The organism is Nocardioides rotundus (assembly GCF_019931675.1).
Classification (GTDB): Bacteria; Actinomycetota; Actinomycetes; order Propionibacteriales; family Nocardioidaceae; genus Nocardioides; species Nocardioides rotundus.
This window is the reverse complement of record NZ_CP082922.1, coordinates 3,190,520-3,205,523: the sequence shown is the minus strand read 5'-3', so window position 1 is coordinate 3,205,523 and position 15,004 is coordinate 3,190,520. Positions and strand designations below refer to the sequence as shown.

General features: G+C 73.2%; 12 protein-coding genes. 7 read left to right on the top strand and 5 right to left on the bottom strand.

Translation table 11 applies throughout. The annotated features are described in order from the left end of the window. Positions 1-21: 21 nt before the first annotated feature. From K8W59_RS15850 to K8W59_RS15835, 4 genes are all read right to left on the bottom strand, one after another. Positions 22-786, bottom strand: coding sequence for an ABC transporter permease (locus K8W59_RS15850; protein WP_223395807.1), 765 nt, complete (start codon positions 784-786; stop codon positions 22-24). Further along, positions 783-1,748, bottom strand: coding sequence for an ABC transporter ATP-binding protein (locus K8W59_RS15845; protein ID WP_223395798.1), 966 nt, complete (start codon positions 1,746-1,748; stop codon positions 783-785). The genes K8W59_RS15850 and K8W59_RS15845 overlap by 4 nt, the downstream gene beginning before the upstream one ends. A gap of 228 nt (positions 1,749-1,976) precedes the next feature. After that, complete coding sequence (lysS, locus tag K8W59_RS15840; RefSeq protein WP_223395796.1) at positions 1,977-3,674, bottom strand: lysine--tRNA ligase; 1,698 nt, start codon at positions 3,672-3,674, stop codon at positions 1,977-1,979. Between the two features lie 33 nt (positions 3,675-3,707). Continuing rightward, positions 3,708-4,619, bottom strand: a complete 912-nt coding sequence (locus tag K8W59_RS15835) for a diacylglycerol/lipid kinase family protein (protein WP_223395794.1) — start codon at positions 4,617-4,619, stop codon at positions 3,708-3,710. Positions 4,620-4,723: 104 nt separating this feature from the next. On the opposite strand from K8W59_RS15835, the gene K8W59_RS15830 reads away from it, so the two are divergent. The 7 genes from K8W59_RS15830 (at position 4,724) to K8W59_RS15800 (ending at position 13,511) form a co-directional block, all read left to right on the top strand. Beyond that, a complete protein-coding gene (locus tag K8W59_RS15830; protein ID WP_223395792.1) occupies positions 4,724-6,019 on the top strand; it encodes an adenylosuccinate synthase in 1,296 nt (431 codons plus the stop codon). A 310-nt stretch (positions 6,020-6,329) separates the two neighbouring features. Continuing rightward, positions 6,330-7,607 carry a phosphoribosylamine--glycine ligase gene (purD, locus tag K8W59_RS15825; protein ID WP_223395790.1) on the top strand — a complete coding sequence of 426 codons (1,278 nt, stop codon included), beginning with the start codon at positions 6,330-6,332 and terminating at the stop codon, positions 7,605-7,607. Next, complete coding sequence (gene purB, locus K8W59_RS15820) at positions 7,604-9,022, top strand: adenylosuccinate lyase (RefSeq protein WP_223395782.1); 1,419 nt, start codon at positions 7,604-7,606, stop codon at positions 9,020-9,022. The genes purD and purB overlap by 4 nt, the downstream gene beginning before the upstream one ends. 136 nt (positions 9,023-9,158) lie before the next feature. Then, positions 9,159-9,341, top strand: coding sequence for a hypothetical protein (locus K8W59_RS15815; protein ID WP_223395780.1), 183 nt, complete (start codon positions 9,159-9,161; stop codon positions 9,339-9,341). Further along, positions 9,334-10,752, top strand: a complete 1,419-nt coding sequence (locus K8W59_RS15810) for an ATP-binding protein (RefSeq protein ID WP_223395778.1) — start codon at positions 9,334-9,336, stop codon at positions 10,750-10,752. The genes K8W59_RS15815 and K8W59_RS15810 overlap by 8 nt, the downstream gene beginning before the upstream one ends. Then, the gene (locus K8W59_RS15805) at positions 10,749-12,269 is read left to right on the top strand and encodes an SLC13 family permease (protein WP_223395776.1); all 1,521 of its coding nucleotides are present in this window, start codon (positions 10,749-10,751) and stop codon (positions 12,267-12,269) included. The genes K8W59_RS15810 and K8W59_RS15805 overlap by 4 nt, the downstream gene beginning before the upstream one ends. A 27-nt stretch (positions 12,270-12,296) precedes the next feature. Beyond that, positions 12,297-13,511, top strand: coding sequence for a glycerate kinase (locus K8W59_RS15800; RefSeq protein ID WP_223395774.1), 1,215 nt, complete (start codon positions 12,297-12,299; stop codon positions 13,509-13,511). 39 nt (positions 13,512-13,550) lie between these two features. On the opposite strand, the gene K8W59_RS15795 is transcribed toward K8W59_RS15800, so the two are convergent. After that, on the bottom strand, positions 13,551-14,987 hold the full coding sequence (locus K8W59_RS15795; protein ID WP_223395772.1) for an amino acid permease: 1,437 nt from the start codon (positions 14,985-14,987) through the stop codon (positions 13,551-13,553). Positions 14,988-15,004 lie beyond the last annotated feature (17 nt).

Here is a 15,004-nt window from a genome sequence, read left to right as displayed (position 1 = left end):
GACCCTAGTTGCGGGAAAGGCTCAGGCGCGCGGCTCCCACCGCATGCCGCGCCGGGCGAGCGCGACGGCGGCGAAGGTCCAGGCGACCAGCACCAGCAGCGCCGAGACGACGTTCGCGCCGCCGCCGACCCAGCCGGCGTCCATCAGGCTCACGACCGCCGCGCCGGGGGTGTACTCGGCCACCCGGGCCACCGCGTCGGGCATCAGCTCGAAGAACAGCCCGGCGAAGCCGAGCATGAAGATCGGCAGACACGTGAGCTGGGCCGCCTCGGCGGTGGGCGTCCAGGCGGCGGTCCACAGGCCGAGTACGGCGAAGCAGACGGCCGCGACCAGCGCGCCGGCGACCACCAGGGCGGGGTTGTCGGGGAGGGGGATGTCGAACACCGGCCCGATCAGGGCGATGAGCACGGTCACCCCCACGACGATCGCGATGCCCGGCAGCAGCATGGCGCCGATGATCTCGCGATCGGTCGCCTCGCCGGTCCGCAGCCGCTTGAGCACGAGCTCGTCGCGGCGGGTGACGGTCAGGGAGAGCGCGCTGTAGTAGGCGGAGAACAGCAGTGCGGTCATCAGGCAGGCCCCGACGGTGCTGACGACCTGGGTGTCCGTCGGCTCGCCGCCGCCCGCGAGGGCGAGCAGGAGCGGCAGCAGCGGCATCACGAAGGCGTAGCTGAGCGTCAGCCGGTTGCGGGTGAGCAGTCGGGCGTTCATCCGGGTCAGGGTGAGCAGCCGGCCCGCGGCGGTGGTCGGGCGCGGGGCGGTCGTGGTGGCCGTGGCGGTGGTCATCGGGTCGCTCCTGCGGTGGTGAGGTCGGTGGTCGGGGTGGCGTGGTCGTCGCGGGCGATCGCCAGGAAGGCGGACTCCAGGGTCGCCGTACGCGCGTCCAGGCGGTCCAGGTCGGTGCCGGTCTCGGCGGCCCAGGCGAGCAGCCGGTGCAGGGTGGCCTGCAGGTCGCGGGTGTGCAGCACGGTGAGGCCGCCGTCGGCGCCGGTGTCGACCATCCCGGGCAGCTCGGGCAGCGGCCGTGCGGGCGTGCCGAAGCGGACGGTCGCCGGCTGGTCGGCGGTGATCTGGGCCGGCGTACCGTCCCGGACGATCCGGCCGCGGTGCATGATCGCGATCCGGTCGGCCAGCGCCTCGGCCTCCTCGAGGTAGTGGGTGGTCATCAGCACCGTGGTGCCGGCCGCCTTCAGCTCGCGGATCAGGTCCCACACGCGGCGCCGGCTCTGCGGGTCCAGTCCGGTGCTGGGCTCGTCGAGGAACACCAGCTCGGGGTCGCCGGCCAGCGTGCAGGCCAGGTCAAGCCGGCGGGTCTCGCCGCCGGAGAGCGCCCGGACCCGCACGTCGCGGCGCTCGGTCAGGTCGAGCATCGCCAGGGTCCGGTCCGCCGGCCGCGAGCCGGTGACGGTGTCGGACCAGTAGGCGAGGGTCTCGCGGACGGTCAGGTCCGCGGGGAAGCCGCTGTCCTGCAGGAGGATGCCGGTACGGCGACGCACCTCGGCGCGGTCCTTCCACGGGTCCAGGCCGAGGACGCTCACCGCGCCGCCGGTCGGCCGCGCGAGGCCCTCGATCACCTCCAGGGTGGAGGTCTTGCCGGCGCCGTTGGTGCCGAGCAGCGCGGTGATGGAGCCGCGCTCCACCGTGAGGTCGATGCCTCGGACGGCCTCGTGGGTCTCGTCGCCGGAGCCGTAGCTGCGGCGCAGTCCGACGGCCTCGACGGCGGGGGAGTGCTGGGTGGGAGTGGTCATGGCTCCACTCTCCGGCCGACCGGCGTTCGTCAGTAGTGCGCCGGCTCACCGGTCCGGGTGGGTTCCTCCCGGACCGGGCATGACATCTGTCAGGTCCTGTGCGCTGGTCGAGCCCGTTCTGCTGGTCGAGCCCGTTTCGCTGGTCGAGCCCGTTTCGCTGGTCGAGCCCGTCGAGACCAGCCCGGCCCGACGTACCGAACAGTACGACGGCGGGCGAGCCCCGGCGCGTCACACCGAGAGCAGCGACCGGACCTTGTCGGCGCCCAGTGCCACGATCAGGGTGGGCAGTCGCGGGCCGCGCTCGGCGTCGACGAGGAGGTGGTAGAGCAGCCGGAAGAACTCCCTCTGGTCCGCCTTGACCTCCTCGGTCGGGGCGTCGTCGAGGCCCAGGCCGCGGGCCAGCTTGGGCACGCCGTACACCAGCGAGGTGACGTGCTCGACGTCCAGCTCGTCCTGCCCGGCGAGCCCCTGCAGCAGCAGCGAGAGCCACTCCGACTCCTGCGGGGAGAGCGCCTCGAGGGCCGTGGCGTCGGCGGTCTCGCGGACCGTCGTGCGCTCGTCCTCGGGGCGGGTGGCGACCCAGCCCCTCGCGCGGCTCAGCCGGGGCTCCAGCGCCTCGACGCCGTCGTGGGGGAAGCCGGAGCTGGCCACGATCCGGGAGATGTGCTCGGGCGACCCCGCGGTGATGTCGGCGACGGAGGAGAGCAGGCGGAACGGCACGACGACCTCGGGGGCCGGCAGCGGCCCGGCGGCGGTCGCGGCGGCCCGCTCGTGGGCGAGCACGGCGGCGTCCCGCCTCTCCGGGTCCGCGGCCTTGCGACCGAGCGCGTCCCACTCGTCGTAGAGCCGGATCACCTCGGGGCCGAAGTCGATGTCGAAGGTCTGGCGCGGGTTGCGGCGGACGTAGAGCCACCGCAGCACCGGGGCCTCCAGCACCTCCAGCGCGTCGGTCGCCGTGGGAGCGCCGCCCGCGGAGGAGGACATCTTCTGCACCCCGGCGAAGCCGACGAAGCCGTAGCCGAACCACGCCGGCCGGGGCATCCCGAATATCCTCTCCACCAGCTCGTGGCCCACGGTGAAGGACGACCCGGGGGTGGCGTGGTCCATCCCGGCGGGCTCGAAATCGACGTGGTAGAACGCCCAGCGCATCGGCCAGTCGACCTTCCACACCAGCTTGCCCTCGTCCTGCGTGGCCAGGTTGGTGACGTGGGAGTGCCCACAGGAGTCGCAGGTGTAGGCGAGGTCGGTCGTCTCGTCGTCGTAGGACGTCAGCGTGGTCGTGTCCCGCCCGCAGGTGCGGCAGTAGGGCTTGAACGGGAACCGCTCGAGCGCCGTCGCGCCGGAGGGGTCCTCCTCGTCGGCCACCGAGTCGGCCAGCGCCTCGGCCTCCTGGTCGGTCTCGGCCTGCACCGGCTTCTTCGTGCGGTAGCGGGCCAGCACCTCGTCGATCTCGTCGCGGTGCCGCACCGCCGTCAGCACCTGCTCGCGGTAGGTGCCGTTGCCGTAGAGCTCGGTCTGGGAGATCTCCTCCATCTCCACCCCGAGCGCGGTGAGCGCGTCGCGCAGCGGCGCCTTGAAGTGCTCGGCCCAGTTGGGATGACAGCCCCAGGGGTCGGGTACGGCGGTCAGCGGGCGGCCGATGTGCTCGGCCCACTCCGCGGGGACGCCGGCCGGCACCTTGCGGAAGCGGTCGTAGTCGTCCCACACGTGCAGGTGGCGCGCCTGGAGCCCGCGCCGGCGCAGCTCGTCGGCGACGAAGTGCACGGTGAGGAACTCCCGCAGGTTGCCCAGGTGGACCGGGCCCGACGGGGAGGCGCCCGAGGAGACCGTCACCGGCTTGCCCTCGCCGGCGTGCCGCACCGCGTCGTCGGCGGCGCGCGTCACCCAGTCGTGGGGAGCACCCTGCTGCTTGCGTCCTCGAGCCATGGCGCCGATTCTCTCAGGCGGCCAGGACCCGTCTCACGGGAGGATCATCGACCAGGCGTGCGGGTGCAGCGTCCAGCTCCGGTCGCGCAGCGGGCCGTCGATCTCGCCGTCCGCGGCAGCGTAGAACTCCTCGCCGGAGATCCGCACCTCGCGACCGCGGAGGTAGCGCACGTCGTCGCGCTCGCGGTGCCGGCGGCGGGCCATGTCCAGGACGTAGCCGAACCGGGAGATCGGGCCCACGGCGCGGGAGATCATCACATCGGCCTTCCCGTCCTCGGCGTCCGCGTCGGGCGTGAGCTCCGCGCCGCCGCCGACCGAGATGCCGTTGCCGACGGCAACCATCAGGGTCGGCTGGTCCAGGTCGTTGACGACCTCCCCGTCGATCTCGATCCGCAGGCGCACCGAGGGCGGCATGAACGAGGCCTGGAAGGCCCCGATCGGGTAGCCGAGCTTGCCCAGGTTGACCTTGCCGATGCCGATCGACCCGAGCCGCTTCTTCCACCGGGCGCCGCGCCGGGAGGCCTGCGCCCCTGCGCCGACGTGGACGTTGTTGACGACCACGCCGTCCTCGTCGTCGGTGAGCAGGTCGACCGGCCGCACCTCGCCGGTGAGGATCAGCCGCGCGGCGTCCTTGATGTCGAGGGGAACCTCCATCGACCGGGCGAAGTCGTTGCCGGTGCCGAGGGGCAGCAGGCCGACCACGGCCTTCTCCAGGTCGCCGCGGCGGTGCAGCGAGGCGATTACGGCGTGCAGCGATCCGTCGCCCCCGGCCACCACGATCCGCCGGGAACCGGCCCGGTGCAGCACCCCGTCCAGCTCGCCGGGGCTGGAGGTGGCGGCCACCTCCACGTCGGTGGCGTCGCGGAGGATCTCCAGCCCCTCTTCCAGGGTCTCCTGGTCGGCGGTGCCGGCGTCGGCATTGGTGATCACGAGAAGTGGGTCCACAACGATCAGGCTAACTGGCGTCGTTTGGTAGCGTGAGGTCGCACGAGGCCCCGGCGCGCGAGAGTGCCCGGGGTCGCTTCTTTGACCAGACGGAGGGGGCTGGGATGCCCGCGATCGTGGTGCTCGGAGCCCAATGGGGCGACGAGGGCAAGGGGAAGGCCACCGACCTGCTGGCCTCGCAGGAGACCATCGACTACGTCGTCCGCACCAGCGGCGGCCACAACGCCGGCCACACCATCGTGGTGAACGGCGAGAGGTTCGCCACCCACCTGCTGCCCTCGGCGATCCTCACGCCGGGCGCCACCAGCGTGATCGGCAACGGCGTCGTGGTCTCGCCCGAGGCGCTGTTCCGCGAGCTCGACGGCCTGCGCGAGCGCGGGGTCACCGATGTCGAGGAGCGGCTGGTCGTCTCGGCCAACGCGCACGTGATCGCGTCGTACCACTCCACGATCGACAAGGTCACCGAGCGCTTCCTGGGCAAGAACAAGATCGGCACGACCGGGCGCGGCATCGGGCCGGCGTACGCCGACAAGGTCAACCGCCTCGGCCTGCGCGTCGCGGACCTGTTCGACGAGAAGATCCTCGCGCAGAAGGTCGAGGGCGCGCTCGAGCTGCGCAACCAGGTGCTGGCCAAGGTCTACAACCGCCGCGCGGTGGAGGCCGAGCAGGTCGTCGAGGAGCTGCTGGGGTACGCCGAGCGGTTGCGGCCGATGGTCGCCGACACGGGGCTGCTGCTCAACCGCGCCCTGGACGAGGACAAGACCGTCCTCTTCGAGGGCGCCCAGGCGACGATGCTCGACGTCGACCACGGCACCTACCCCTTCGTCACCTCCTCCAACGCCAGCGCCGGCGGCGTCTGCACCGGCTCGGGTGTCGGGCCGACCCGGCTGGACCGGGTGATCGGGGTGATCAAGGCGTACACCACGCGCGTCGGCTCCGGGCCGTTCCCCACCGAGCTGTTCGACGAGGACGGCGAGAAGCTGTGGAAGATCGGCGGCGAGGTCGGCGTCTCGACCGGCCGCGACCGCCGGTGCGGGTGGTACGACGCGGTCATCGCCCGCTACGCCACCCGGGTCAACGGGCTGACCGACCTGTTCCTCACCAAGCTGGACGTGCTCTCCTCCTGGGAGCAGGTGCCGGTGTGCGTGGCCTACGACGTCGACGGGGTGCGGCACGACGAGATGCCGATGACCCAGACCGAGTTCCACCACGCCACGCCGATCTATGAGTACCTCGACGGCTGGTGGGAGGACATCTCCGGCTGCCGCACGTTCGAGGACCTGCCGCCGAACGCGCAGGCCTACGTGCGTGCGCTGGAGGAGATGTCCGGCACCCGGATCTGGGCCGTCGGCGTCGGGCCCGGCCGCGAGCAGACCGTCGTGGTCCACCCCGAGGCCTGACGCCCTCGTCGCCGGTCGAGCCCCGCTCCTCGGTGGTCGAGCTTGTCGAGACCACGGCCGCTCGGTGGTCGGCTTGCTCTTCGGTGGTCGAGCTTGTCGAGACCACGGCTCTTCGCTGGTCGGCTTGCTCTTCGGTGGTCGAGCTTGTCGAGACCACGGCCGCGGAGTGAACGTGGTCGGTTGTTGACGCGGGGTGGTCTCGACAGGCTCGACCACCGAGAGCGGGGCTCGACCGGCGAGACCGGCGCTCGACCACCGGAAGCTGGCCGGCGGGACCTGCGACAGCGGGGCGCGGATAGGATCGCGGAACGTGAGGCCCCTCGTCATCGGCACCGGCGGCCGCGAGCACGCGCTCGCGCTCGCGCTCTCCCGCGACCCGTCGGTGGGCGAGGTGTACGTCGCCCCCGGGAACCCGGGCATGGAGGCGGTCGCGACCCGGCGGGAGGTCGACATCCTCGACGGGGACGCGGTCGCCGCGCTGGCCCGTGAGATCGGCGCCGACCTGGTCGTCATCGGGCCCGAGGCGCCGCTCGTGGCCGGGGTCGCCGACGTGGTCCGCGACGCGGGGGTCGCGTGCTACGGCCCGGGCCGGGAGGCCGCGATGCTGGAGGGCTCCAAGGCGTTCGCCAAGGACGTGATGGCCGCGGCCGGGGTCCCCACCGCCCGGGCCCGGACGTGCACCACGGCCGACGAGGTCGCGGCGGCGTTGGATGAGCTCGGGTCGCCGTACGTCGTCAAGGACGACGGCCTCGCCGCCGGCAAGGGCGTCGTGGTGACCGCGGACCGCGACGAGGCGCTCGCGCACGCGGCCGGCTGCGAGCGGGTGGTGGTCGAGGAGTTCCTCGACGGGCCCGAGTTCTCGATCTTCGCGGTGTGCGACGGCAGCACGGCGCGGGCGCTGCAGCCCGCGCAGGACTTCAAGCGGATCTTCGACGGCGGGCGCGGGCCGAACACCGGCGGCATGGGCGCCTACACCCCGCTGCCGTGGGCGCCGGAGACGGTCGCCCAGGACGTGCTGCGCGACGTGGTCCAGCCGACGCTCGACGAGATGGCCCGGCGGGGGACCCCCTTCGCGGGCACGCTCTACGTCGGGCTCGCGCTCACCGGCGACGGGCCGCGGGTGATCGAGTTCAACTGCCGGTTCGGCGACCCCGACACCCAGCCGGTGCTGGCGGTGCTGACCTCGCCCCTGGGTGAGCTGCTGTTCGCCGCCGCGACCGGCGGGCTCGACGGCGTACCCCCGCCGGAGTTCGGCGACGGGGCCGCCGTCACCGTGGTGATGGCCTCGGCGGGCTATCCCGAGGGCTCCTCGAAGGGCGACGTCATCGTCGGCACCGAGACGCTGGTCGACGAGCCGGACGTCGAGGTCATCCACGCCGGCACCGCCCGCGACGGCGACGCGCTCGTCACCGCCGGCGGCCGGGTGCTCACCGTGACCGCGACCGGCGACGACGTCGCCGACGCGCGGGCCAAGGCCTACGAGGGGATCGCCGCGATCTCCTTCCCCGGTGCCCAGTGGCGGCGCGACATCGCCGCCGAGCCCCTCGGCGTCGTCGAGGGAGCCGTCGTCCAGGAGGAGCGTCCGTGACCGTCCCCAACGTCCTTGCCAGCCGCTACGCCGCCGACGACCTCGCGCGCATCTGGTCGCCGGAGCACAAGATCACCCTGGAGCGGGAGCTGTGGCTGGCCGTGCTGGAGGCGCAGCGCGACCTCGGGGTCGACGTACCCGACGGCGTGATCGACGACTACCGCGCCGTGATCGACCGGGTCGACCTGGACTCCATCGCCGCGCGCGAGCGGGTCACCCGGCACGACGTGAAGGCCCGGATCGAGGAGTTCAACGCCCTCGCCGGCCACGAGCACGTGCACAAGGGGATGACCAGCCGCGACCTGACCGAGAACGTCGAGCAGCTGCAGGTGCGCCAGTCCCTCGAGCTGCTGCGTGACCGGGCCGTGGCCGCGCTGGCCCGGCTCGCCCGGCTGGCCGCCGAGCACGAGACGACCGTGATGGCCGGCCGGTCGCACAACGTGGCCGCCCAGGCCACCACGCTCGGCAAGCGTTTCGCCACCGCCGCCGACGAGCTGCTGGTGGCGTTGGAGCGGCTCGAGGACCTGCTCGCCCGCTACCCCCTGCGCGGGATCAAGGGGCCAATGGGCACCGCGCAGGACATGCTCGACCTGTTCGACGGCGACGCCTCCAAGCTCGCCGACCTCGAGGAGCGGATCGCCCGGCACCTCGGCTTCCACCGGGTGCTCACCAGCGTCGGCCAGGTCTACCCGCGCTCGCTGGACTTCGACGTGGTCTCCACGCTGGTGCAGCTCGCCGCCGGGCCGTCCAACCTGGCCACCACGGTCCGGCTGATGGCCGGCAACGAGCTGGTCACCGAGGGCTTCAAGGAGGGCCAGGTCGGCTCGTCGGCGATGCCGCACAAGATGAACTCGCGCTCGTGCGAGCGGGTCAACGGTCTGGCGGTCGTGCTGCGCGGTTACCTCTCCATGGTCGGCGAGCTCGCGGGCGACCAGTGGAACGAGGGCGACGTCTCCGACTCCGTCGTACGCCGCGTCGCCCTGCCCGACGCCTTCTTCGCCGCCGACGGCCTCTTCCAGACCTTCCTCACCGTGCTCGACGAGTTCGGCGCGTTCCCCGCGGTGATCCAGCGCGAGCTGGACCGCTACCTGCCGTTCCTGTCGACGACCAAGGTGCTGATGGCCGCGGTCCGCAACGGCGTCGGGCGCGAGGCCGGGCACGAGGCGATCAAGGAGGCGGCGGTCGGTACGGCGCTCGCGATGCGCCAGGGGCAGGCCGAGAACGACGTCTTCGCCAAGCTCGCCGCCGACGAGCGGCTCGGGCTGACCCGGGAGCAGATCGACTCGCTGGTCGCCGAGCCGATCGAGTTCACCGGCGCCGCGGTGGCGCAGACCCAGGCGGTCGTCCGGCGGGTGGGCGAGGTCGTCTCCCGCTATCCCGAGGCCGCGTCGTACGCCCCCGGCGAGATCCTCTGACGCTCCCGGCCCCCTGACGGGAGGTAGCCAGGCCACGTCGTTCCGCCGCGCGGGGGAGAGGGCCCGGGGCGAAGCATGAGCGCCCCCTCATCTGAGCCTCACCTGAGACTCATGGTGGCTGCGTTGCCTAGGGGGCATGTCTCGACACCCCGCCGCCGCCCGCGTGCTCGTGCTCATCGGGCTGCTCGCCGTACCCGTGCTGCTGGCCCTCGCCAGCCAGGCCCTGGCCGCGCGGCCGGGAGCCCCGGACGTCACGGACCCCACGCCGGTCCGGGTGTCGCAGGCCGGACCTGACGCGGCGGAGTCCGCCGATGACTGAGCCGCGCGGGTCTCGGGTGCCGGTGCGCTGGCGGATCGTCGGCTGGCTCGTGCTGACCACGCTGGTCGGTCTGGTGGCGGTCGCCACCACCGTCAGCGCCACGCTGCGCGCGGAGGTGGCCGAGGACGCGAACGCCGACGTCACCCAGGAGCTCGAGGAGTTCCGCGACCTCGCGCGCGACGGTCGCGACCCGCGTACGGCGGAGCCCTTCGGCTCCTCCAGGGCCCTGGTCGAGCTCTTCTTGTCCCGGCAGCGGCCCGCGGAGGGGGAGTACCTGATCGCCCAGCTGCCCGACGGCACCGTGCTGAAGAACCGGGGTCCGGGGACCGTCGTCGACGGCTACGACCTGGCCGAGGACCCGGACGCGATGGCCCGCACCCTGCAAGGGCCCAGCGGGATCATGGAGACCCCGGCCGGCGCGGTGCGTTGGGGCAAGGTCGACCTCGTCGACGGGTCCGGGCAGGCGGCCGGCCGCTTCGTGGTCGCGATCTTCGTCGATCCCGCCGAGCAGGCCGCGGACCGCGTCGTCCGGCTGCTCGGCGGCGTCTCCGTGGTCGTGCTGGTGCTGGCGAGCCTGGTCAGCTGGGTGGTGGCCGGCCGGATCCTGCGGCCGTTGCGGCTGATGCAGCGCGACGCCCAGCGGATCACCGAGGACGACCCGGGCCGCCGGCTGGAGGTGCACGGCGAGGACGACCTCGCCGACCTGGCCCGCACCATCAACGGGCTGCTGGACCGGCTGGAGAACGCCATCGCCACCGAGCAGCGCTTCGTCGACGGCGCCGGCTTCGAGCTGCGCGAGCCGATCACCCGCTCCCGCCGCGAGCTGAGCCGGGTGCAGCCGCGCACCGAGGAGGAGCGGGCCGCGGTCGCGGCGGTCGCCCACCACCTCGAGGGCATGGAGGAGGTCCTCGCCGACCTGCGGACCCTGGCCCGCGCCGAGCGCCCGGGGTTCCTGGCCCGCCGTACCGTCACCTCCGGCGAGATCGCCGACGCGCTGCGTCAGGAGCTCCCGCGGGTCGCCGACCGCGCGTGGGTCTGCACCGGCGTCGACGACGTCAGCGCCGACCTCGACCCGGCGCGCCTGCTGCTCGCCGTCCGGCAGATCGCCGAGAACGCCGCGGACCACACGACCGCGGGCGACCGCGTGGAGTGGTCGGTGCGTCGCACCGAGCAGGACGGTACGGCGCACCTCGAGGTCGCCCTGCGCGACGTCGGCCCCGGCGTCGACCTGGAGCACGCCGAGCGGCTCTTCAGCCGGTTCGCCCACGACGACGATGACCGCACCCGCCTCGGCCTGGGACTCGCGGTCGTCCGCGCCGTCGCCGACGCGCACGGTGGCTCGGCGTTCGTCGCCGACGGCCGGCCCGGGGCGGTCTTCGGGATCGCCGTACCCGCGAAGGAGGACGCATGAGTCTCGGGACCGAGTACCGCACCCAGCCGCCCACGTGGGAGCGGCCCGAGGAGCGCCGCACCGCGCGGCCGTCGTGGTGGCGGAGCACGCCGCTCGTCGGGGCGGTGATCGCGCTGCTGCTGGCCGTCATCGTGCTGGTCGCCGACGACCGCGTCGTCGGGGTGGACGGCGAGGTCACCACCCTCACCACGCCGGGCACGGTGACCCTGCTGACCTTCCTCGCCGCCGTGTGGGCCTGGGCCTTCACCGACCTCGACGACACCTTCGTCGCGCTGGTCGCGGGGACCGCGCTGGTCATCACCGGCGTCCTGGGCACCGAGCGGCTCTTCGCCACGCTCGGCGACGACACCATCTGGCTGCTCGTCTCCGCGTTCGTCATCGCCGCCGGTGTCACCACCTCCGGTCTGGCCACCCGCGCCGCGGCGTGGCTGATGACCGGCGCCCACACCCTGCGCGGCCTCGCGCACCTGGTCACCGGGGCGCTCGTGGTGACCACGTTCGCCATCCCGGCGACCTCCGGCCGGGCCGCGCTGGCGCTGCCGGTCTTCCTGGCCCTGGCGCGGGTCCTGGGGCCGGAGCGGGCACGTGCGGTCCGCGCCCTGGCGCTGATCTTCCCGACGGTGATCCTGCTGTCGGCGGTCGGCTCGCTGCTCGGGGCCGGCGCCCACCTGGTGACCGTGCAGGTGCTGCAGACCGCCACGGGGGAGACCCTCAACTTCGCGGAGTGGCTGGTCCTCGGGCTGCCGCTGGCGGTGGTGAGCAGCCATCTCGCGACCGAGCTGGTGCTGCTGCTCTTCCTCGACCGTGCGGAGCGACGGCAGCCGGTCCGGGTGGGGATCGAGGAGCTGGCCGCGGTCTCCGAGACGCCCCTGACCGGTCCGCTGACCGTCGCCGAGACCCGGGCGGCGATGATCCTGTGCACGGTGGTCGTGCTGTGGTGCACCCAGTCGCTGCACGGGATCCACCCCGCGATCGTGGCGCTCATCGGCGCCCTGGTGACCGCCTCGCCCCGCTTCGGCTCGACCAAGCTCAAGGACGGCCTACGCCAGGTCCCGTGGTCGCTCCTGCTCTTCATGGCCGCGACCCTGGCGCTCGGCGACGCGCTCATCACCTCCGGTGCGGCCGACTGGCTGGCCGCCAGCCTGCTGACCCGCCTCGGCATCACCTCCGCGGTCGGCTTCATCGTGATGGTGGTCGTGCTCTCCACCGCGGCGCACCTGATGATCCAGTCCCGCTCGGCCCGCTCGGCGGTGCTGGTGCCGATCGTGGTCGCGCTCGCCCCCACCGTCGGGGTCTCCCCGGTCGCCGCGGCGTTCGCGTCCACGGCCGCCGCCGGCTTCTGCCACACCCTGCCCGCGTCGGCGAAGCCGGTCGCGATGTTCGCCGCGGTCGAGGACGTGCCGACGTACTCCGCCCGCGACCTGCGCCGGCTCAGCCTCGTGCTGGCGCCGGTCTCGGCGGCGCTGGTCGTCGCCTTCAGCCTCCTGGTCTGGCCGCACCTCGGCCTGCCGCTCTGAGCCCATCCGTCCCGAAGGAGAAGAACCATGCCCACCGTCGTCCCGCAGAGCTTCCTCATCGCCCCCAGCGGCTTCAAGGAGAGCCTGGACTCCACCGAGGTCGCGCACGCGATCGCCCGCGGCATCCGCCGAGCGCTCCCGAGCGCCGTCACCGAGGTGATGCCGCTGGTCGACGGCGGCGAGGGGACCGCCGTGAGCCTGGCCGAGGCCACCGGCGGCCGGGTCGTCCCGGTCCGGGTCACCGGCCCGGTCGGCGATCCGGTCGACAGCCACCTGGCCCTGTTGGGCGGTCCCGCCTCCGGCACCGCCGTGGTGGAGATGGCCGCTGCGGCGGGGCTCCGCCTGGTGCCCGCGGACCTGCGCGACCCGACGTCCACGACGACGTACGGCGTGGGCGAGCTGGTCCGCGCCGCCCTGGACGAGGGGGCGACCCGGATCCTGGTCGGCTGCGGCGACTCGGGCACCAGCGACGGCGGGGCCGGGCTGGTCCGGGCGCTGGGGGGCCGCGTGCTGGACGCCTCCGGAGCCGAGGTGCCCGAGGGAGGTGCGGGCCTGGCCGAGGCCGCCAGCCTCGACCTGTCCGGGCTGGACGAGCGGCTGGCCGACGTGGAGATCCAGGTCGCCTGCAACATCCACAACGTGCTCACCGGGGAGCGTGGCGTGGCGCGGGTGTTCGGTCCGCAGAAGGGCGCCACGCCCGAGCAGGTCGAGACCCTGGACGCCGCGCTGACCCAGTGGGCGGCGCTGTTGGCCGACACGTGCGGCGACACCCTGGACCGGCTCGGGCTCGACGTCGCCACCGGCCCGGGGACCGGCGCGTCAGGCGGCCTCGGTGCCGCCCTCGCGGCGGTGTGCGGAGCCAGGCTGCGCCCGCGGTTCGACGTACTCCTCGACGAGTCGCTCAGCGGCCTGGACCTCGACGGGGCCATTGCCCGCGCCGACGTGGTCTTCACCGCCGAGGGGGCGGTGGACTTCCAGACCCCTCGCGGGAAGATCCCCGCCGAGGTCGCCCGTCGGGCCGGTACGGCGGGCCGCCCCTGCATCGCGCTGGCCGGCTCCATCGGGGACGGCGCGAGCGCCGTGCACGACATCGGCATCGGCGCGGTGGTCGGCATCATCCCGCTCCCCATGGACCTGGAGCGCGCGGTGACCGAGGCCTCGGAGCTGGTGGCCGACGCCGCCGAGCGGACCGTGCGCCTGCTGGTGATGGGCGCCGGCTTCGCGGGCGCCCGCGCCTCCTGACCCCCTGACACCCCCACGCATCCGCCGAGTCGGCGGGTGTCAGTGGTGGCGGGGGCTGTTCGGGTTGGCCAGGGAGTTGCGGTAGCCGTAGAGGGCGTACACGACCAGGCCGAGGCCGAACCAGATGGCGAACCGCTCCCAGGTCAGCGCGGTCAGGTACGTCGTCAGCCAGATGGAGGACGCGACGCCGAGCAGGGGGATCCACGGCATCAGTGGCGTGCGGAAGCCGCGCTCGATCTCCGGGGAGCGGTAGCGCAGCACGATCACCGCGGAACAGACCACGGCGAAGGCGAGCAGGATGCCGATGTTGGTCAGCTCGGCCGCCTCGGCGATCGGGGTGAAGCCGGCGATGAGCGCCGAGCCGATGCCGACGATCCAGGTGACCCGGGTCGGCACGTGGTGCTTGCGGTCGACCGCGGCGAACCACTTCGGCAGCAGGCCGTCGCGGGCCATGGCGAACCACACCCGGGTGACGGCGAACATGAAGGTGAACATCACCGTCGCGATGCCCAGGATGGCGCCGACGGAGATCAGGGTGGCGACACCCGGCAGACCGACGTCGGCGAAGGCCTGCGCGAACGCCGACTCGGAGTCGACCTCGGTGTAGTTGACCATGCCGGTGAGCACCAGGCACGCGAGCACGTAGAGCACCATCGAGATGGCCAGCGAGATGAGGATCGCCTTCGGCAGCGCCTTCCGCGCGTCGGCGGACTCCTCCGCGGCGGTGCTCATCGCGTCGTACCCGAAGACCGCGAAGAACACGACCGCGGAGCCGGCGAAGACGCCGCTCCAGCCGAACGGCAGGAAGGGGGTGTAGTTGTCGGTCTGGATGTAGAACGCGCCGATGGCCACGATCAGCAGCACCACGCCCACCTTGAGGAAGACCAGGAAGGACTCGACCCGGGCGGCGTTCTTCACCCCGCGGGTGAGCAGGAACGCGATGAGCAGGCACAGGATCACCGCGAACAGGTCCACGACCCGGCCCGGTTGGGAGGGGTCGCTGCCCGGCGCGCCGAGCATCCACTCCGGCAGGGAGATGCCCACCTGTTCGACGAGGAAGCCGAAGTATCCGGAGATTCCGATGCCGACGACGGCCACGATCGCGGTGTACTCCAGCAGCAGGTCCCAGCCGATCAGCCAGCCGACGCCCTCGCCGAGGACGGCGTAGCCGTAGGTGTAGGCGGACCCCGCCTTGGGGATCATCCCGGCGAACTCGGCGTAGGACAGCGCCGCGCACGCGCTCGCGATGCCCGCGATGAGGAAGGAGAAGAGCACGCCCGGCCCGGCGTCCTCCTTGGCGACCGCGCCGGCGAGGGAGAACACGCCGGCGCCGATGATGCCGCCCACCCCGAGTGCGGTCAGCTGACCGACGCCGAGCGCGCGGGTCAGGCCTCCGCCGTCGGGGTCCTCGGGCTCGATCTGGTCGATGGGCTTGCGGCGGAAGACCCCCCGCGGCCCGCTGCTGATGATGCTCATGCTCGGCACCCTCCCAC